The organism is Labrys wisconsinensis (assembly GCF_030814995.1).
GTDB lineage: Bacteria > Pseudomonadota > Alphaproteobacteria > Rhizobiales > Labraceae > Labrys > Labrys wisconsinensis.
Window position 1 is genome coordinate 1 of the sequence record NZ_JAUSVX010000001.1, and the last position, 18,763, is coordinate 18,763.

The window sequence follows — 18,763 nt, forward strand, 5'->3', positions numbered from 1 at the left end:
GCAAAGAGCGTCGGGCCGGCGACGCCCAACATGGTCTTCGTCGCGTGCGCGTGGATGGACCGATCCAGTCGGTCCATGACGTCGAGGTTCTCGCGGCTTCACCCTGAAGGCCGACCAGCTTGCCGTCGAGGCGGCCGAGGCACGCCCGGCGCCATCACGCTGCGGCCGGCTCTTCGCTCATCCCCCCAGGATCGCCTCGAGCGCATAGTCCGCGGCGAGCTGGACCGCGCCGAGCGCCGTGCCGCGGTTGCCGAGCGAGCTCGTCACGATCTCGGTCGGCCAGACCAGGCTGCTCACCACCTTGCGCGCCTCGCGCGCCAGCACCGGGTTCTGGCCGACGCCGCCGCCGAGCACCACCAGGCCGGGGTCGAGGATGCCGACGCAGGCGACGATCATCCGGCCGATATCGGCGGCGTGGCGCTCCACCCAGCGCTGGGCCGCGGGCGAGCCGGCGGCGGCGCGCTCGAACAGGCCGGCGGCATCGCGCGGGCACGGCCCCTCCACCGCCGGCCAGTCCCTGGCGACGCGGCGCATCAGCGCCTCGGCGCCGAGATGGTGCTCCAGGCCCTCGCGCCGGGGCATCTCCGTCTCCGACCAGGGGAAGGGCACGCGCGCCACCTCGCCGGCCGCACCGTGGAAGCCGCGGAACAGCCGGCCCTCGTGCACGATGCCGAGGCCGATCTTGATGCCGACCTGGAGATAGGCGAAGGAGCCGCGCTCGCGCGCCGCGCCGTGGTGCATCTCGGCGAGGGCGGCGCAGTTGACGTTGTTCTCCAGGATCAGCGGCACCGGCGCGGCCGGCTCGAAGGCCTCGAGCAGCGTCTCCATGTCGCCCTTGTGGGTGATCTCCGGGCGGTTGGCCGAGACCACCACCGGCAGGGCGACGGCGATGGCGCGCAGCGGCCCGAAGGCGCCGCCGACCGCGGCCGAGACCCGGTCCGCCGCCGCCCGCACGGCCGCGCTCATCGCCGGGCTGACATGGCGCTGGCCGCGGGCGAGCCGCTCCTCCACCTCGGCCAGGCGCCGCCCGTCCAGCGTCTGCGCCAGGGCCCTCACCTGCGTGCTGCCGGCGTCGACGCCGATGACGTGGCCGGCGCCGGAGCCGAGGCCGTAGATGGTGGCGCGCCGCCCGGTGGCGCCCTGGGTGGAGCCGGAGGGCGCCACCAGGCCCTGGCCGATCAGCTCCGCCACAGCCACCGACATGGTCGGCTTGGACAGGGACAGCAGGGCGCTGAGCTGCGGCCGGGTCGTCGGCCCGATCCTCGCCAGGGTGCGCAGCACGGCCTGGGCACTCTCGGTCAGCGGCGTCTCGGCGGCGGTCTCACGGGGCAGGACGAGTTTCACGCGGGTCTTTCGGCAGGCAACAGATGCCCCGGACGATACGGCAGGCCCGCGGCACGCGCCATGCTCGGCACGCACGACAGAAGCCCCGCCGTGAGGCGGGGCTTCCTCGGGCATCGAGACTGACGTCCGGGCACAACTGCTCGATGCCCGATCCCGGGCTCGCGAAGGACGCGAGCCATGGCCGCTGTCGTGATGGAGAGCTTACCCGGTGCGCTGCCAGGCGCCGTGCGCCCCGGCACAGTCGGGGTGGCGCGCAAGGCTGGTCGCGGATGACGGCTTGGGGCGCGCCGGCGGCAATTCCCCGCCCCCTTGTGGGGAGGGGGACCGCAAACGTCGCGTCAATCCGGCGATGGCAATGGTTCCTGGGGGTGCGTTCCTCCGCCGCCCTATCCCCGCCCCGGCGGCGCCACCGAGCGGCGCAGGCGCGGGACGGTGGGGAATTCGGTCTCGCCGGGCGGCTCGGCCAGGACGCCGATGCGGTGCAGCAGCAGCTGCGCCGCCGCCCGGCCCATGGCGCGGGCGGGCTGGGCCACGGTGGTCAGCGGCGGGTCGAGGCCCTCGGCGGACGGGATGTCGTCGAAGCCGGTGAGGCTGACATCCTCGGGGATGCGCAGGCCGGCCTCGCGGCAATGGCGGATCACCCCCATCGCCATGAGGTCGTTGGCGCACAGGATCGCGGTCGGGCGCGGCCGGCCCGCCAGCAGGGCGCGCGCCGCGGCATGGCCGGAGGCCTCGGTATAGTCGCCGGCGACCATGCGCACCGCGTCCGGGTCGAGCCCGGCGCCGGCGATGGCCTCGCGATAGCCGGCGAGGCGCTGCTCGCCGGTCGACAGCCTCGGCGGGCCGCCGACGATGGCGAGGTCGCGATGGCCCATCTCCAGGACGTGGCGGGCCAGCGCCCGCGCCCCGGTCCGGTTGGCGGCCTGGACGAAGGGCGCCTCGATGCCCGGCAGGCGCTCGTCGACGAACACCACCGGCCCGCGCTGGGCCAGCTGCTGCAGCGCCGGGCTGGGGAAGCCGGAGCCGGAGAGATAGATCACCCCGCTGAGGCGCTGGCCGCGCAGCACCTTGGCGTAGTAGGCCTCGCGCTCGGCGTCGGCCCAGGTCAGGCACAGCACCAGCAGCACGTCGGCCTCGAACAGCGCCTGGTGCACGCCCTCGGCGATGGCGGCGAAGAAGGGGTTGCCGAGGTCGGGCGCGATGAAGCCGATCGAGGAGACGCGCCCGTGCTTGAGGCTGCGGGCGGCATCGTTCGGCTCGAAGCCGAGCTCGGCGATGCAGCGCTGCACATGCCGCAGCGTCTCCGGCGCCACCAGGCCGGCCCTGTTGATGACCGCGCTCACCGTGCCGATCGACACGCCGGCGACCCGCGCCACGTCGCGGATGGTGACGCGGGCCGGGCGGGACTGGGCCGAGGCGCGGCCGCTCATCTCGACTGCGGCGCGGTGCGCATCGCGCCCGATCCCCCTGGCCGAAGCTTCACGACCGCCTCCACCGCTGCACCCGGGACGATCCACGGACGCGTATTGGCAGCATTGAAACGGTTCGACAGGCCGGTCAAGCGCGAATGCCGCGGATTCTCGGGCCGGTCATGCCCGGCCTGCCGAAACAAGGGGCTTGTCGATTGAACCGTTTCGATACTACGGTTCGTCCCTCGCGCACCGGGCTCGCGCCGTGGAGGAGGTCGATCGTGGAGAAGAAACAGGTGCTGCTGGTCGGGGAGACCTGGGTCAGCGCCGCGACGCATTACAAGGGCTTCGACCAGTTCGGCTCCGTCACCTTCCATTCCGGCGCCGAGCCGCTGATCGCGGCCCTGAAGGACAGCGACTTCGCGCTGACCCACATGCCGGCGCACGAGGCGGTGGAGGCCCTGCCCTTCACGCTGGAGGGGCTGGCGCGCTACGACGCCGTCATCCTCTCCGATGTCGGCGCCAATTCGCTGCTGCTGCACCCCGATGTCTGGCTGCACGGCAAGCCGGTGCCCAACCGGCTGAAGCTCCTGCGCGAATGGACCGCGGCCGGCGGCGGCCTCGTCATGATCGGTGGCTATTTGAGCTTCCAAGGCATCGACGGCCGGGCGCGCTGGCGCGGCACGCCGGTGGAGCAGGCGCTGCCGGTCGCCTGCCTGCCCACTGACGACCGCATCGAGATCCCCGAGGGCTTCGCCGCCGAGATCCTGCAGCCCACGCACCCGATCCTCGCCGGCCTCGACGGCCCCTGGCCGCTGCTGCTCGGCGCCAACGAGGTGACGCTCAAGGACGGCCCCGGCGTCGAGGTGCTGGCCCGCCTGCCCGCCGAGGAGGGCGGCCACCCCCTGCTCGTCACCGGCCACCACGGCAAGGGCCGCACCCTGGCCTGGACCTCCGACATCGGCCCCCACTGGCTGCCGCCGCCGTTCGTCGCCTGGCACGGGTATGCCAGGCTGTGGCGCAACGTGCTGGGGTGGGTGACGGGGGGATAGGGCGGAGGGCGGCGGGTTCCGCCGTGGCAGCGGCAGGGCCTGCCTCGACGGCACCGGCGGCCATGCTGAGCTGACACCGGCTGCCCGATCCGGGAGCGGCCCGGTCGACGCCATCCAGCTCGCGGATGCTCGACGGCCTTGGTATCCTCAACAGAGGCCGGCTGTTCACCCCCAAGACGACCCATCCGCTGATGGACCTGCCGAACCAGATCATCACGACCCAGATCAAGGCCGGCGAGCACCCTTCCTCCATGGCCGGCAAGGCCAAGATCATCATCAACGTGCAGTCCCTACCGCACGAGAAGGACGAATTCGGCCTCGGCGGCCACGTCAAGCGCGAGGTCGAGGCCCATGTCGCGGCCATCTGCCAGGCCGCCCCCTATCTCAGGGCCCACCCCGCCCGGATGGAATGGATCCTCGACGCCGACTGCGCCGAGGTGTCGCCGGACCACCCCTTCGTCGCCGCGTTCCAGGGGGCGGTGGCGACCGCGGGGTTGTCGCCAACGCTGTCAGGCTTCGGCGCCCATAGCGACATGGGCCTGCCGACCGGGCTGGGGCAGACGCCGACGGTGAATTTCGGGCCGGGCGACCCGGCGCAGTCACACCAGCCGAACGAGAAGGTGTCGGTGCGGGACCTGGTGGATTGCACAAAGGCGATCGCGCTGGCGATCGAGGGGTGGTGTGGGTGAGGGGGGCTGATCACGGCATGTTCTGGGGCTGGCCCCAATCGATAGGATGCGCCGTCCGGCCTCGCCATGGCTCACGAGGGACTTGCTGGCAAATGGAAATCCGACGCTCCGTTACCAACGCTCGAAGCCCTCGCGCACCCGGGTCTCAATGGAAAACTGCGGTGTGCCAGACATCGCTCGATCGCCGAAGAGCCAAATCAGCCTTCGCCGTACAAAGGCAAATCATCCTGTTGGGCGCCATCTGGTGGCCCAGCCTTGCCATTACCGTTCCGGAGACTATCGCCAATCCAACTTAACTTTGTGACATTCGAAGCAGCGGGCCAATTACTCCAGTCTCACTCGCACGAATTGCCTCTCAGCTTCGATGACAGCCTTGATCGCGGGACTCCAGAAAGCTTTCCCTTGGCGTCGAGCCTCCTTCCGGAAACCCTCTGGTTGCCAATTCTGCCCCGTAACGGCGAGCCTCACATGAGCAATTATTTCCATCGCCGTGTTCAGGAGAAAAAAGAGTTGCTCAAATCGAGGAAGAGATTTGAGAGCAGGATCTATTAAACTGTGGGCTAATTTCTTATCCCGGAAGGTCTTCAGTGTCGCTGCTGCGGCGCGTCCGCTATGGGCCCTTGTTAGCTTAGCGTAGGCGGCCAGGGCCTCATCGATCTCTCGCTGAGCTATCGCTTCATGATGCTGCACAATGCTTCCCATCTCTGAGGTCCATTGGCGTGAACGTGCAACTAACGCTGCCTGGCATCTTTTCTGCTTCATCAGCCGCAGGAGTAATGGAATCGAGGCAACATCACGTTTATTTGGATGTATTCTCTTTGTTCCAGGATCAAATAATTTTGCTAAACTCAATGCAAAATTGAGAATTACGCTATTGATAACGGTATTATAGCAATGAGCTCCATACCAGTGCGGACCATTCGCCTCACCACCTCGAATTTCACCTATGACCTCATTCCCAGTCTCCAACATAGATTCTAATTGAATGCTGATTCGAACATTTTCAACAATCAAAGGAAGCATTTTGTCGATGCGACTCACCGCATAACTCTTACTAATTATCGACCGTTTTTTCGACGATTTTTTCTTGTTCATGACAACATTTACAGCTCGCTCAAGCAAATCTCATATTGATGACATCAAGAAACATGACCGAAATTCGCCTCGTTCACAGAATTATTACTTCGGCCAGCACATCATTTCAGCTCACCGCCCACGCACATTGACGACAGCGCACTCGAACACGGGACTGATTTACTGAGTAGCGCCATAGGGTTCGGACCGAAATTCAATCCCTTCCATCTGCGACAGTGAGCCCGAAGCGAGAGTGGATGACAATCCTTGAGCGCGAGCGAAGTGGCAAGAGGCTGCTTCCCGCGCCAAGCCGCCATTGCAACACGGAGCGTCTCGATTATTCGCACATAATTTCTACCACAAATTCCGCTTCTCAGGGTTGGACAGTTACGTGCACTTCATGGAAAATGAACTTATTCGGCGACCGTCCAACCGTTCATGTCCACGTTGGGGCTCGCTCGTACAGCCGAGTGAGGGACCAGGTTGATCAAGTTTCCCGTGTTCAAGCGACTAAGGGTAGAGAATTACGGCTTATACCCTGGCATCGCAGGTCAGAGCGGCCTCGACATTGCGTTCGAAAGAGGGCCGACCCTGATCGCCGGTGTTAACGGCCTCGGAAAGAGCACGTTGATCGCAATCATGCTCCGTAGCCTCACGGGACCATTTGACTTACCGCGACCCGCGCAGGATGGGGATCTTGGTGAGGTAGAGCCGGAAGCGGTTCCACTTAACCCGCGACCGCTGTTCGCGCCGCGCGTCGCGGACAAGGCAGAGAATGCTACGGCGACAATTGAAGTCGATATCGGCGGCCATTCTCTCATCATCCAAAGGCGGCTCTCAGACCTCTCGATTCAGAAGTTGAGCGTAGATTCAGATACCGGTATAGGCACTGACGAAGGGCTATTTCAGGCCAAGATTACGGATTTGATGGGGGCAGCAAGCTTTTTCGATACTCTTCTCATTCTGCGCTATGTCGTATTTTTTCTTGAGGATCGGCGAGCGCTCGTGTGGGGTCGGACGGCGCAACGAGAACTTCTACGCGCCCTATTCGTTTCGTCCGGCAGTGCGACTGAGCTTTCCCGCGTCCGTTATGAAATGCTGTCCGCGGACAGCGCTTACCGAAACCTGCGAAATGTATTGAACCGACGCATCAAAGAGAATGATCAGGAGATCGCACGGCTCACTACGGTAACGGGTGTTCGCACCGAGTTGTCCGTGCTAGAGACTACACTTGATGCTACGCGCGTCGAAGAGGACGAACTCAATCGCTTGATCGCCCAGAAAGAAACGATACGACAGGAGGCGCGTTTGCGATCTGCAAATGCGGCTCTTGAACGCGACAGCGCCGTCAGAGAACTGGAGCGGATCAAAGTTCACGCGCTGAGCCAAAAATTCAGTGCACTTGACGATAACTCGATATACGTACTCGCGCGCTTGGCTAGTGAGGATCATTGCCTCGCGTGCGAAACGCGGCGCGCAGGCCTCGGCGCACAGGTAACCGCGCGTCTCATGGCGAACGAGTGTGTTGTCTGCGGAACGCAGCGTCACCCCGGTGACGACGACGCTCCGATCGACCTTTCTGCCGAGCGAATCCTTGATCTTCAGGAGCGCATTCGCGCCAGTGAGGTGGAAATTGAGTCCAACGACCGGAATATCAAGCGCTCCGAAGAGCTTCGGCGCCAATCGCTTGAGGCACTGATTGATTTGGCGCATCGCAAAGCCCAGACAACAGAAATGGTGCGCCGCCTGCGCTCGCAGCTCCCAAGCACCGACCGATCTGCGGATGATCTGGACGAGCGAAATCGCGAGTTAAGACGTTTAATTGAAGACGAGCGGCTTTCGTATGAGCGGCATCGATCGGCATTCGAGGTGGCGCTCGGTGAAAGTCAGAGCCAGGTCACAAGATCGCAAAACAAGGTAGCTACCGCCTTCGCCCGCTACGCCGGCGAGTTTCTCAAGGAGCGCTGCAAAATCGCATTTCAGCCAGTCAATGTCCGGATTGGACAATCCGGAGGTGAGTTCGAGGTCGGCCTGTTTCAGCTCTCCATCTCCGGAGGCGCCCTGGGCGGGGAGACGCCCCGAACCGAACCTGATCAGGTGTCTATGTCGCAGCGCGAGTTTCTCGATCTCGCTTTCCGCATGGCCCTAATGACCGTGGCGTCCGGTGACGGACCATCCACATTGGTCGTGGACACCCCGGAAGCGTCGCTCGATTTCTTGTTCGCCGAGCGGGCCGGCAATCAACTCGCTCGCTTCGCCCGCGAAGGTGGGACGGTTGGTAACAGAGTAGTTGTAACATCAAACCTCGCCAATCCAGAGCTGATTCCCGCACTACTCAAGGGGCGACCAGATGGCCAATCGGCCCGATCGCGAGTTGTAGATCTCATTAAAATTGCGGCAGCCAACGCAGCGGTACGTGAGGACGGTGCCCGCTACGAGATCTTTCTGGAGGATCGTATCCGGCAGGCAGAAGCATGACCGTGTCAGCTCCGTCCGATCGAACCGTAGTCCGCAAGGCACGGATCCTGATGCTTTTAGAAGCCGCCGAACATGCCGGTCTCACGCCGATGCCGGTATTGGAGCTACATGCCTTCGCTTATTTTGCCAATGTACTGAGTCCCGTATGGGAACTCATGCCCCAAGAGCGATCGGTTTTGCGCCGACGCGGAGGACCTTACTATCCGGAGCTTCAAGACGACATCGATGCGCTAGTGGGGCGTGGTCTTGTTTCTATCGAAGGCCTCCGACATGTTGAGGATGAGGACGGGCGATGGCGGCTGGAAGGTAAATTTTCAATAGCGGACAATGGCGCGATCACCATCGCGACGGCCCTTCGTGCGTTCCAGGACGAACAACGGCTGTTCGGCTTCTACCGCGAGCTCGCCTTCGCCCTTGCGTCCATTCCGGACTATCAACGTGCCGACGCCGTTGCCGAGGATGCAACCTACGGGGATGAACGCTTCGGTGACGGCGCAATTATCGATTTTGCCGAATGGAAGCAGGCTAACTATAGTGAAAATGCGGCTCGCTTTTTCGATCGTGTAATGCCCGAGGGACGGAAGGCCACGCCGGCTCAGAAACTGCACCTCTATGCCCGCCATCTTCAACGGAGAATGGCGAGTGCCTGACATGATGTCCGAAGGCGTCGATCGGGGCCTATGGGCGAACGACGATCAAGCAGAAACAGCTCGTGTTGCCTGGACTGCCCTGCCGGAGCCACTGGACGAGGCGTCCGACATCGATCGCGCAGCCCGTTCGATGGCTCGCACTGTCATGTTACGCGTTCGCAATCGGCATGCTTCAGATCCCCCAGCACCTACTGTGGTTCTGATCACGCCTGCATGGAGGCGCATTGGCAAGGCACTCGGCTGGAGTTACGTACCAAATGTAGATGACGGTTCACATCCATTGTCTGGAGCGGTGTTCCTGTGTCCAGCGAATCTGAGGGCTTCGCATAAGGCCCCCTTGCCTGCGACCGACCTCGGTGCGATCTTCGACTGGATCGAGGGCCAAGACGGCCTCGGATTGATGCCGGCGCTCGTATTGAATCCATCTGCAACTATTCCTGAACTGCGTCTTTACGAGACCGGTCTAGCGCATCCCGAGAACGTGAGTTCCTACCCTCTCTTTCTTGCCGATTTAGACCTCCCTACGCTGGATGGTGTCCTGGCTCGGTTTTACGACGGCGTAGTCTGCGCGCCGGGTGGTGGACGGAAGTGCGCCAAACTTTGGGAGGATGCGGACACTTTCAAAGCTGTGGTCCGGCCGGAAAAGGCGATCCAGAATGAACTCTTCCGCTTCTTGCATGCCAGCCTTCCACACCTGCGGCCGGTTGAGGAGGAGGACACACCACTCGGCCGGCTCGATATTCGCCTATCCGGTCCGGCGAGTACGGACGAGACGATCGTGGTCAACCATGCCGTGATCGAGCTGAAGGTGCTCGGTGAGGGGAACAGAACTCCGCCATTTACTGACACGCAAGCGATCAAGGATCATGTAGAAAGTGGGGTTCGGCAAGCGGCGTCTTACCGTCGTCCGCCTAGTGCATCCCGCATCGCTTTGCTTGGCTGTTACGACATGCGTCCTCACGCGAGCCAACGAGGCGAGAGTTGTCTCGACCACATTCGGCCTCTCGCTGCCAGCGAGTCCGTCGCGGTCAGGCGTTGGCCCTTGTTCCCGAATGTCGCGGCCCTGAGGGCACACCTCCTACCCGGCCCATCGATTGATGAAGGATCTTAGGTCAACACGAGCAAAGTTTCAGGAAGGATGGCGGCACCACCCTGTTGAGCCGACGCCCGCATTGAACGCGAGGCCTCAGTATCGAGGACCTCAAAGCCAAGATTTTTAGCTAATTCGACGAGAATCTCAGCGACTGGGATCGGCACTCCTGCATATTGACTGTCACCAACAATCATGTAAATTCGCCCCCCTGGGTTGAGTTTACTTTGCAAATTCGAAAGAATCTCTGTCAAATCAGCAAAGTACCCCCCCACCATCGCGGGAATATCGCGGTGCCATAGCTCGGAGCGCCTCCCTTCAAGTCTTTCAAGCACGTTCGTTAGCAGCGTTGATACAGTCGGAGCGGCCGGATATAGGCGCCGAAGCTGGACGTGAGATGTCAGCGTTGCATGGCGGAGGTTCACATTGTCGATTGACTCTTGGAGATAGCCGAGCATCCAGAGTTCAAGATTATATACATCGGTGTAGTCGAACGAATTCGGGTACGGTGGAGAAAACACCACTAAGTCAACCGGCTCAATGTCGCGCACAAGACGCCGCGCGTCGCCACGCCGAAGATCGTAGCACTTGCTGGCGCGATTCCTATGCAAGGCGATGTCGTGTACAGCGTGCGTAAGCGACTCGACGAAAGCCGAGAAAACCCGATCCGCTGCAACCGGACGGCTACGCCAACCACCGCGGTATCTTCTTCCCTTGCCACTGATGCGCACGTTTGAAAGGTCAGAAAGTTGACCTCCAAGTATTATTTTGAATAAACGCCTATTATTTTCATCGTTAACAGAATTAATACTATTAAGTAGATTAAATATGTTATCAGCAACAGCTTTATCAAACACCCATTTTCCGTCAACGCCGGGCTCAACGAGAGTTCTTGGTCCACATATCAGTTTTAAACTATTATTGTTTGCTTCGGCATTGCGAGCAAGATCGATCACATTGCCAGCATCTTTCGCTAGAGAATCCAGACTATACTCCGACAATTTTGCCTCAATAAGGTCTGCAAGGTATGGATTCACCTCAATCGTAACAGGATCTACACCGAGAAACTGGCACGCCAGAGCTGTGGTCCCAGATCCGCCGAACGGATCGAAACAACGTACGACAGGTCGATCGCACTCGCGAACAGCTCGAGCGATAAGCTCAGGGGCGAAAGCTTCCTTGAAGCGTCGCCATCCTTGGAAGGCGAGCGCATCGGATCCCGCATTTGTCCCCAACGTTCGAAGACTACGTGATCTTACCCAACTTTCAAATGTAGCTGGCAAATTCTCATCCCCATTTGCGGAGATATTTGCCAAAACAGAGTTGACACGAAGTTCAAGCATTCGATTAATAAGAGGTTAAGATTTCAGAATCACTCGACCATGTGTACAGGCACTGGCACGCGTGCGCCAGCCTGCCACGTGGGGATCGACGGCTCCTATCCGTGGGTGCCCCCCGCCAACGCCAGCACCGCCCCCTTCACCCCCCCAGCAATCGCCTCCGCCAGCCCCGCATCCACCGCCGACCGCGCCAGCGTCACGCCCCCCGACAGCATCGCCAGGATCGCCCACGCCCTCCCACGCCGCGCCTCCAACGTCCCACCGCCCAGCCCCTCCGCCACAGCATCCGCCACCCGCACCATCTCCGCCTCGTACGCCGCCTTGGTCTCCTGATCGGCGCGCGCCACCTCGGGGCTGAGGCTCTGCAGGGCGCAGCTCTCGCCGAGGTCGCAGGTGCGGCGGACGCTCATGTAGAACTCGGCGAAGGCCGCCAGCCAGGCCTCGCCCTGCGTGGCGCGCAGGTGCTTGATGCCCTCGCGCAGCTCGACGAGGCCGGCGACCGCGGCGGCGCGGAAGGCCTCGGCCTTGGAGGGGAAATGGCCGTAGAAGGCGCCCGAGGTGACGCCGGCCTCCTTGGCCAGGCCGTCGACGCCGATGCCGCCATAGCCCAGGCGCCGGAAGCCCCGCCCCGCCGCGGAGAGGATTCGGCTGTGCGCTTCCTGCTTGTGGGCCGGGCCGTATCGCATCGCGCTCTCCTTGGCATGACGATCGTTATCTCAGGCTTGACAACATAACGACCGTTATTCTACGAATGACATAACGATCGTTATATGGCGATCGCGCCCGGCGCCGCAACGGCGCTGGGCCACACGTCACAGGGAGACATCCATGCCCCTCACCCTCACGCTGACCGAGGGCGTCCTGCCCGCGGGCCAGGAGACGCTCGCCTACAGGCGCCTGGCCGAGGCCATGCTGCGCTGGCACGGCCTTGCCGATAACGCGCTGATGGCGGCCAATGTCGTCGGCTCGCTGCATGTGCTGGAGCGCGGCCGCAGCTTCGTCGGCCAGGACGAGGCGCCGATCGCCTTCGTCGAGTGGAAGGTGCCGTCCTTCGCCTTTGCGGACCGGGCGGTGCAGCAGGGCTATTTCGAGGAGGCGACCGGCATCATCCACGACATGTCCGGCGGGCGGCAGCCGCGGGAGCGGATCTTCATCAATGTCGTCCACGCGGTGGACGGCGCCTGGAATTTCGGCGGCAGGGCGATGACGAACGCGGAGATAGCCGCCGAGGTCGCCCGGGCCGGCGCGGCAGCGGCGTGAGCGCGGCGAGGCCGGCGGTGCGGCTCGCCAACTGCCTGTTCTTCGCCACGGGTTGCGAGGCGGCGCTGGCGTTCTATGCCGGGTGCGGGCTGGGCGTGGTGGCCGAGCTCCGGCGGCATGGCGAGGACGGCCGGCCGCTCGCGAACGAGGCGATGCGCGGCAAGGTGCTGCATGCGCGGTTCGAGGGGCCGGGGGTGGTGTTCTTCGCCTCCGACAATGACGATGCCGAGCCGATGCGGGGCTCGGCGCATCTCCTGATGGTGCGGGAGAGGGAGCGGACGGAGCGGCTGTTCGCGGCGCTGGCGGAGGGCGGGCGGGTGACGACGCCGCTGGGGGTGCAGCCGTGGAGCGGGTGCTATGGCAAGGTGACGGACCGGTTCGGGGTGCAGTGGATGGTAACTGGGAGGGGTAGGGCGGGGGGCGGCTGGGCTGAAGGGCGCGACCTCTGGCGTCATGGACGGGCTTGTCCCGTCCATCCACGCGAACGCGACATCAGTCCATATCCGGCATGACATCAGTCGGCGTCCTTCTCGACTCCCGCCGGTGTTCGCGTGGATGGACGGGACAAGCCCGTCCATGACGGCTGGGGCTGAGGGTGCGGCCTCAATGGGCGGGTCGCGGGGTCTCCTTTGCGGGACATTGGCTCGCCTCTGCGCCCTTCGCTCTCGGACTCACCCCGCCGCCCAATAGGCGTGCGTCTCCGACACCGCGCGCATCTCGCCCGGCCCCGGCGGCGGAACCGCCTGCGGCGCCTCACCCCCCAGATGCCGCCGCCGGCCGAACCGGGGCACCGCTTCCAGCAGCGCCCTGGTGTAGGGATGCCGCGCGTCCCCCACCACCTCATGCGTCAGCCCGCGCTCGACCACGCGGCCGCGATACATCACCACCACGCGGTGGCTGATATGCGCCACCACGGCGATGTCGTGGGCGATGAAGAGGTAGGCCAGGCCCGCCTCGCGCTGGATGTCGATCATCAGGTTGAGGATCTGCGCCTGCACCGAGACGTCGAGGGCCGAGACCGGCTCGTCGGCGACGACGAGCTCGGGGCTCGGGGCCAGGGCGCGGGCGATGGCGATGCGCTGGCGCTGGCCGCCGGAGAATTCGTGGGGATAGAGGCTCGCCTGCGCCGGCCGCAGGCCCACCTTGGCGAAGAGGTCGGCGACGGTCTCGGCGATCTCGGCGCGGGACTGGCCGAGGGCGCGCAGGGACTCGCCGACCTGCCGGCCGACATTCATGCGCGGGTTCAGCGAGGAATAGGGGTCCTGGAACACCATCTGCGCCCGCCGGGGCTTGCCGCGGCCGGCGGCGAGGTCCTGGCCGTGCATCAGGATGCGGCCGCCGGTCGGTCGGTCCAGGCCGACGACCATGCGGCCGAGGGTCGACTTGCCCGAGCCGCTCTCGCCGACGATGCCGACGGTCTCGCCGCGCCCCAGGGTGAGGGAGACGCCGTCGACCGCCAGCAGCGCCGGGGCGAAGCGCCGCGACACCTCGCGGATCTCGAGCAGCGGCGCCTCAGCCATGGAACGGCCTCCAGCAGGCGGCGGCATGGCCGGGGCCGACCTCGACCAGCGGCGGCGCCTCGGCGCAGCGGGGAATCGCGCGCGGGCAGCGGTCGCGGAAGGCGCAGCCGCCGGGGCGCCGGCCGAGCGGCGGCACCGTGCCCGGGATGACCGGCAGCGGCGGCGGGAAGCTGCCGGGCGCGCGGGGCTCGGCCCGCGGGGTGAGATGCGAGGCCAGCAGGCCCTGGGCATAGGGGTGGGCCGGGTTGCCGAGCACCACCGCCACGTCAGCGGTCTCGACGATGCGGCCGGCATACATCACCGCCACCCGGTCGGCGGTCTCGGCCACCACGCCGAGGTCGTGGGTGATCATGAGGACGGCCGAGCCGCGGTCGCGCAGGCCGGCGAGGAGGTCGAGCACCTGGGCCTGGACGGTGACGTCGAGCGCCGTGGTCGGCTCGTCGGCGATCAGCACGGCGGGCTCCAGGGCGATGGCGGCGGCGATCATCACCCGCTGGCGCATGCCGCCGGAGAGCTGGTGCGGGTGGCGGCGCATGACGTCGGCGGGGTCGACGATGCGGACATCGGCCAGCGCCGCCTCGGCCCGGGCCCGGGCTTCGCGCGCCGACAGGCCGAAATGGCGCACCAGGCCCTCGGTCATCTGCCGCTCGATGGTCAGCACCGGGTTGAGCGAGGTCATCGGCTCCTGGAAGATCATGCCGATGCGCCGGCCGCGCAGGTCTTCGAGGCCGCGGGCGTCGAGGGCGAGCGCATCGACGCCTTCGATGCGGATCGTGCCGCGCGTCACCCGGGCCGGCGGCCGGGGCAACAGCTGCATCAAGGCGAGCGCCGTCATACTCTTGCCGCAGCCGGATTCGCCGACCAGGGCCAGCATCTCGCCGGGATGGAGGTCGAAGCCGACGCCGGCGACGGCCAGCGCCGGGCCGGTGTCGGTCTCGATCTCGACATCGAGGTCGCGGACGGAGAGGAGTGGCTGGCTCATCTAGCGCCGGCCGCGCTGGCGCGGGTCGAGCAGGTCGCGGATGCTGTCGCCGAGCAGGTTGAAGGAGAGGACGGTGAGGCAGATGGCCAGGCCCGGGAACACCAGGATCCACGGCGCCTTGGCGATGTAGTTGCGGCCGCTGGCCAGGATCGCGCCCCATTCCGGCGCCGGCGGCTGCACGCCGAGGCCGAGGAAGGACAGGCCGGCGGCCGAGAGGATGGCGGAGGAGAAGCCGAGCGTGCCCATGACAACAAGGGTCTGCGCAATGTTCGGCAGCACGTGCACCGCGAGGATCCGGCCGGGGCCGACGCCGCCGAGACGCGCCGCCTCGATATAGGGCTTGTTGCGCTCGACGATGGCCAGGCCATAGGCGACGCGGGCATAGAACGGCACCAGGCTGATGGCGATGGCGAGCGTGGCATTGCCGAGGCCCGGCCCGAGGAAGGCGACCAGCGCCAGGGCGATCAGCGTGTCGGGGAAGGAATAGAGCACGTCGACGACGCGCAGCACCCCGGCCTGCACCCAGCGCGCGCCGAAGGCGGCGAGCAGCCCGGCCGTGCCGCCGGTGGTGAGGCCGAGCACGACGGCGACGAGGCCGATGCCGGTGGAGAGGCGGGCGCCGTGCAGCACGCGGCTGAGGAGGTCGCGGCCGAACTCGTCGGTGCCGAACCAGTGGGCGGCCGAGGGCGGGGCGAGGCGCGGGCCGGCGGCCATGCGCGCGGGGTCGAACGGGGCGATGACGGGCGCCAGCAGCGCGGCGGCGACCACCAGGGCCAGCAGCGCCGCGCCGAGCAGCACCGGCCAGCCGGGACGCCGGCGCCGCCGCGCGGGGAGGATCGCGGGCGCCTCGCTCATCGCGCCCTCGTGCGCGGGTCGAGCACGCCGTAGAGGATGTCGAGCGCCATCGAGACGACAACGACCGAGACGGCGAAGACGATGATGAAGCCCTGGATCATGGGATAGTCGCGCTGCAGCATCGCCTGCACCGCGAGACGCCCGATGCCGTTCCAACTGAAGACGTTCTCGATCACCACCTGCCCGCCCATGAGATAGGCGAAGACCAGGCCGACCACGGTGACGATGCTGATCAGGGCCGGGCGCAGCGCATGCACGAGCAGCACCTGGCGCGCCCTGAGGCCCCGGGCCCGGGCCGTGCGGATATAGTCCTCGGCCAGGATGTCGACCAGGGTCGAGCGCGTCATCCGCGCCACCAGGGCGGAATAGGTGAGGCCGAGGGTCAGGGCCGGCAGGATCAGGTTGAGCCAGCCCGAGCCCGCCACCGGCAGCCAGGCCAGATGCAGCGAGAACACCTGCAGCAGGATCAGGCCGAGCCAGAAGCTCGGGACGGAGACGCCGAGCACCGCGATCAGCATCACCGCCCGGTCGGTCGCCCGCCCGCGGTTCAGCGCCGCGACGAAACCGAGCGGCATGCCGATGAGGAGCGCGACGGCGAGGCCCGAGGCCGCGAGCAGGAAGGTGTTGGGCAGGCGGGCGAGCAGCAGCCCGAGCACCGGCTCGCCGCCACGGATGGTGACGCCGAAATCGCCCTGCAGGGCGTTCAGGAGGTAGAGCCCGACCTGCTGCCACACCGGCAGGTCGAGCCCGAGCCGCGCCCGCATCGCCGCCATCAGCTCGGGGGTGGCATCGGCCGATTCCGCCATCATCGCCGTGACGGGGTCGCCGGGCACGAGGTGCACGAGCAGGCCCGAGAGGACGATGATGGCGAGAACGGTGGCAAAGCCGGCCGCTGCGCGCTTTCCGATCAGGAGGAGCATGGGGTGTCGGGGTATCCTCGGGAACAGGTGGAACAGGCTGCAGGCGCGGCGCCGGCCGCTCCCTTCCCCCTTGTGGGAAGGGTGAGGGATGGGGGTCCATCAGGACAGGGCGAGCCCTATGTCACCGACCCCCACCCTTTATCCCTCCCCGCAAGGGGGAGGGAAGGCCGTAGCGTCGGGTTCGATCCGGCAACGGCGGCGTCTCACCCGACGTTGCCACTCTCTCTGGGCCGAGGCCTCAAAGCTGCAAGCACGACGCCGGCCCCTCCCCTCCCCCTTGTGGGGAGGGGTAAGGGGTGGGGGTCCATCGGGATAGGGCGCCACACTCGTCACAAAGCGCCCTTCGCAAACCGAACCACCCCATTCTGCACGACCCCCACCCTTTATCCCTCCCCGCAAGGGGGAGGGAAGGCCGTAGCGTCGAGCTCGATACTGCGGCGGCTGCGTCTCACCCGACGATGCCCCCTCCCCCTCACTTCACCGTCACGTCGTTGAACAGCATCGACACCATGTAGCCGAGCTGGAAGCCTTCCACCTTCGCCGACGAGGCCATCAGCCAGCCCCAGCCCGGCGACACCAGCGGCACGGCGTAGGTGTTCTCGAGCAGGTACTTGTCGATGGCGTGCAGCTTCTCGGCGCGGGCATCCCCGCTCAGCCGGCGCTGCTCGTCGAGCATGGCGTCGAGCTCGGCGTTGACGCCCATGTTGACGAAGCCGGGCCGCTTCCACACCAGCGAGAGATAGTCGGGGTCGACGCCGGAGAAGCCCATGGTCCATACGACAGGCTTGCCGTCGGTGCGCTGGTTCTCGCCCTTCATGTGGTCGAAGAAGGCGGCGACCTCGCGGGTGTCGATCTCGGCCTCGACGCCGATGGCGGCGAGGTCCTGCTGCATGATCTGGTGCATCTGGTCCCAGCCCGGCAGCTTGTGCACGGCGAGCGTCACCTTGAGCGGGTGCTCGGGCCCGTAGCCGGCCTTGGCCAGCAGCGCCTTGGCCGCGTCGGGGTCGTACTTGACGCCCCAGCCGGCGCAGAGCGCCTGGTCGCTGGCAAAGAGGTTCGGCGCCTGCGGGCACTCGCCGATCTTGACCAGGCCGTTGAAGCCGATCTCGGCATAAGCGTCGCGGTTGAGCGCCATGGCGATGGCGCGGCGCACGTCGGGATTGTCGAGCGGCTTGATCTTCCAGGTGAAGGCGACGAAGGCCTGCTGGCCGGAGAGGTTGGCTTCGTACACCTTGAACGCCGGGTCCTTGCCGAGGTCGGCCGCTTCCTCCAGCGAGGGTTCGGCCATCTGCACCTCGCCCGAGCGCAGCGCCGCCATGCGCGCCACCGCCTCGGGGATGACGGCGATCTCCAGCGCCTTGACATGCGGCGCGCCGGGATTGGCGACCATCGGGTTGACGTTCTTGTAATCCTCGTTGGCGGCGAGGCTGATGCGGTCGTTGCGTGTCCAGCCGACGACCTTGAACGGGCCGGTGCCGATCGGCTTGAAGCTGTCGCCGGAAACCGCCGACGGGCAGACCAGCGAGGACTGGATGCCGGTGAGGAAGGAGGGCAGCGGCCCGAACGGCTCGGACAGGGTGAGCGTCAGCGTGCTGCCCGAGACGGCGGTGCCGGTGATCGGGCCGAAGCCGGACTTGTTGGGGTTGCCGGTCTTGGCGTCGAGCGCCCGGTCGATGCTGAACTTGGCGGCGGCCGCGTCGAACGGCGTGCCGTCATGGCACTTCAGCCCGTCGCGGATGACGAAGCCGTAGCTCTTGCCGTCCGCCGACACCGACCAGGACTGGGCGACGCCCGGATGGACCGAGCCGTCCTTGGCCATGGTCAGCAGCGTGTCGTAGATCAGGTTGGTGACCTGCAGCGACTGGGTGTTGGAGGTCTTCTGCGGATCGAGGCTGTCGGCGTCGACCGAGCGGGCGACCACCAGCTTCTGCGCCTGGGCGATCCCCGGCGCGGCCACGGCCAGCAGCGCGGCGAGGCCGATCGCGGCCTTGGTGACGGACGATGTCTGCATGTGGAGGCCCCTCTTCTGGTTGTCGGATGGGTCAGGTTCTTGTTGTGGGTGGATGGGAATGGGCGGGTAGGAAAAAGAGCGCTGGATCC

At 65.6% G+C, this 18,763-nt stretch carries 17 protein-coding genes; 7 read left to right on the forward strand and 10 right to left on the reverse strand.

Annotation, left to right across the window (positions count from 1 at the left end; genetic code table 11):
• Positions 1–177 precede the first annotated feature (177 nt).
• Together QO011_RS00005 and QO011_RS00010 are read right to left on the reverse strand one after the other, a co-directional pair.
• Positions 178–1,344: an ROK family transcriptional regulator gene (locus QO011_RS00005; protein WP_307266075.1), complete on the reverse strand. Its 1,167-nt coding sequence runs from the start codon at positions 1,342–1,344 to the stop codon at positions 178–180.
• A gap of 386 nt (positions 1,345–1,730) precedes the next feature.
• Complete coding sequence (locus QO011_RS00010) at positions 1,731–2,774, reverse strand: LacI family DNA-binding transcriptional regulator (protein ID WP_307266078.1); 1,044 nt, start codon at positions 2,772–2,774, stop codon at positions 1,731–1,733.
• Positions 2,775–3,034: 260 nt separating this feature from the next.
• On the opposite strand from QO011_RS00010, the gene QO011_RS00015 reads away from it, so the two are divergent.
• Both QO011_RS00015 and QO011_RS00020 read left to right on the forward strand, forming a co-directional pair.
• Positions 3,035–3,805, forward strand: a complete 771-nt coding sequence (locus QO011_RS00015; protein ID WP_307266081.1) for a glutamine amidotransferase — start codon at positions 3,035–3,037, stop codon at positions 3,803–3,805.
• A 125-nt stretch (positions 3,806–3,930) separates the two neighbouring features.
• The gene (locus QO011_RS00020; protein ID WP_307266084.1) at positions 3,931–4,494 is read left to right on the forward strand and encodes a M20/M25/M40 family metallo-hydrolase; all 564 of its coding nucleotides are present in this window, start codon (positions 3,931–3,933) and stop codon (positions 4,492–4,494) included.
• Between the two features lie 324 nt (positions 4,495–4,818).
• Here the strand turns inward: QO011_RS00020 and QO011_RS00025 are convergent, their stop codons facing one another.
• Complete coding sequence (locus tag QO011_RS00025; RefSeq protein WP_307266087.1) at positions 4,819–5,589, reverse strand: AbiU2 domain-containing protein; 771 nt, start codon at positions 5,587–5,589, stop codon at positions 4,819–4,821.
• Positions 5,590–6,051: 462 nt separating this feature from the next.
• Here QO011_RS00025 and QO011_RS00030 point away from each other — a divergent pair, with 462 nt between their 5' ends.
• The 3 genes from QO011_RS00030 to QO011_RS00040 are packed head-to-tail and all read left to right on the forward strand — an operon-like array spanning position 6,052 to position 9,807.
• Complete coding sequence (locus QO011_RS00030) at positions 6,052–8,046, forward strand: AAA family ATPase (protein WP_307266090.1); 1,995 nt, start codon at positions 6,052–6,054, stop codon at positions 8,044–8,046.
• On the forward strand, positions 8,043–8,696 hold the full coding sequence (locus tag QO011_RS00035) for a hypothetical protein (RefSeq protein WP_307266095.1): 654 nt from the start codon (positions 8,043–8,045) through the stop codon (positions 8,694–8,696). Before QO011_RS00030 ends, QO011_RS00035 begins: the two co-directional genes overlap by 4 nt.
• Positions 8,689–9,807 (forward strand): hypothetical protein, encoded by a 1,119-nt coding sequence (locus QO011_RS00040; protein WP_307266098.1) that lies wholly within the window; start codon positions 8,689–8,691, stop codon positions 9,805–9,807. Before QO011_RS00035 ends, QO011_RS00040 begins: the two co-directional genes overlap by 8 nt.
• Here the strand turns inward: QO011_RS00040 and QO011_RS00045 are convergent.
• Entirely contained in the window at positions 9,804–11,129 is a 1,326-nt protein-coding gene (locus QO011_RS00045; protein WP_307266102.1) for a class I SAM-dependent methyltransferase, read from the reverse strand. The two genes, QO011_RS00040 and QO011_RS00045, sit on opposite strands and share 4 nt — an antisense overlap.
• Before the next feature lie 95 nt (positions 11,130–11,224).
• Positions 11,225–11,812 carry a TetR/AcrR family transcriptional regulator gene (locus QO011_RS00050; RefSeq protein WP_307266105.1) on the reverse strand — a complete coding sequence of 196 codons (588 nt, stop codon included), beginning with the start codon at positions 11,810–11,812 and terminating at the stop codon, positions 11,225–11,227.
• A 142-nt stretch (positions 11,813–11,954) separates the two neighbouring features.
• On the opposite strand from QO011_RS00050, the gene QO011_RS00055 reads away from it, so the two are divergent.
• Both QO011_RS00055 and QO011_RS00060 read left to right on the forward strand, forming a co-directional pair.
• Positions 11,955–12,386, forward strand: a complete 432-nt coding sequence (locus QO011_RS00055; RefSeq protein WP_307266108.1) for a 4-oxalocrotonate tautomerase — start codon at positions 11,955–11,957, stop codon at positions 12,384–12,386.
• A gap of 17 nt (positions 12,387–12,403) precedes the next feature.
• Entirely contained in the window at positions 12,404–12,898 is a 495-nt protein-coding gene (locus QO011_RS00060) for a VOC family protein (RefSeq protein ID WP_307269161.1), read from the forward strand.
• Between the two features lie 159 nt (positions 12,899–13,057).
• On the opposite strand, the gene QO011_RS00065 is transcribed toward QO011_RS00060, so the two are convergent.
• The 5 genes from QO011_RS00065 to QO011_RS00085 all read right to left on the reverse strand — a co-directional run bounded on the left by QO011_RS00065 (position 13,058) and on the right by QO011_RS00085 (position 18,674).
• Positions 13,058–13,906, reverse strand: coding sequence for an ATP-binding cassette domain-containing protein (locus QO011_RS00065; RefSeq protein ID WP_307266110.1), 849 nt, complete (start codon positions 13,904–13,906; stop codon positions 13,058–13,060).
• Complete coding sequence (locus QO011_RS00070) at positions 13,899–14,888, reverse strand: ABC transporter ATP-binding protein (protein WP_307266113.1); 990 nt, start codon at positions 14,886–14,888, stop codon at positions 13,899–13,901. The genes QO011_RS00065 and QO011_RS00070 overlap by 8 nt, the downstream gene beginning before the upstream one ends.
• Positions 14,889–15,743 carry an ABC transporter permease gene (locus QO011_RS00075; RefSeq protein WP_307266114.1) on the reverse strand — a complete coding sequence of 285 codons (855 nt, stop codon included), beginning with the start codon at positions 15,741–15,743 and terminating at the stop codon, positions 14,889–14,891.
• A complete protein-coding gene (locus QO011_RS00080; protein ID WP_307266116.1) occupies positions 15,740–16,663 on the reverse strand; it encodes an ABC transporter permease in 924 nt (307 codons plus the stop codon). The genes QO011_RS00075 and QO011_RS00080 overlap by 4 nt, the downstream gene beginning before the upstream one ends.
• 472 nt (positions 16,664–17,135) lie before the next feature.
• Positions 17,136–18,674, reverse strand: a complete 1,539-nt coding sequence (locus QO011_RS00085; RefSeq protein WP_307266118.1) for an ABC transporter substrate-binding protein — start codon at positions 18,672–18,674, stop codon at positions 17,136–17,138.
• Positions 18,675–18,763 lie beyond the last annotated feature (89 nt).

Bases quoted from the DNA above. Each gene is read 5' to 3' on its own strand.
- QO011_RS00020 (WP_307266084.1), top strand. From the start codon at position 3,931: ATGCTCGACGGCCTTGGTATCCTCAACAGAGGCCGGCTGTTCACCCCC.
- QO011_RS00055 (WP_307266108.1), top strand. From the start codon at position 11,955: ATGCCCCTCACCCTCACGCTGACCGAGGGCGTCCTGCCCGCGGGCCAG.
- QO011_RS00050 (WP_307266105.1), bottom strand. From the start codon at position 11,812: ATGCGATACGGCCCGGCCCACAAGCAGGAAGCGCACAGCCGAATCCTC.
- QO011_RS00045 (WP_307266102.1), bottom strand. From the start codon at position 11,129: ATGCTTGAACTTCGTGTCAACTCTGTTTTGGCAAATATCTCCGCAAAT.
- QO011_RS00080 (WP_307266116.1), bottom strand. From the start codon at position 16,663: ATGCTCCTCCTGATCGGAAAGCGCGCAGCGGCCGGCTTTGCCACCGTT.
- QO011_RS00025 (WP_307266087.1), bottom strand. From the start codon at position 5,589: ATGAACAAGAAAAAATCGTCGAAAAAACGGTCGATAATTAGTAAGAGT.
- QO011_RS00085 (WP_307266118.1), bottom strand. From the start codon at position 18,674: ATGCAGACATCGTCCGTCACCAAGGCCGCGATCGGCCTCGCCGCGCTG.
- QO011_RS00075 (WP_307266114.1), bottom strand. From the start codon at position 15,743: ATGAGCGAGGCGCCCGCGATCCTCCCCGCGCGGCGGCGCCGGCGTCCC.
- QO011_RS00065 (WP_307266110.1), bottom strand. From the start codon at position 13,906: ATGGCTGAGGCGCCGCTGCTCGAGATCCGCGAGGTGTCGCGGCGCTTC.
- QO011_RS00070 (WP_307266113.1), bottom strand. From the start codon at position 14,888: ATGAGCCAGCCACTCCTCTCCGTCCGCGACCTCGATGTCGAGATCGAG.
- QO011_RS00010 (WP_307266078.1), bottom strand. From the start codon at position 2,774: ATGAGCGGCCGCGCCTCGGCCCAGTCCCGCCCGGCCCGCGTCACCATC.
- QO011_RS00035 (WP_307266095.1), top strand. From the start codon at position 8,043: ATGACCGTGTCAGCTCCGTCCGATCGAACCGTAGTCCGCAAGGCACGG.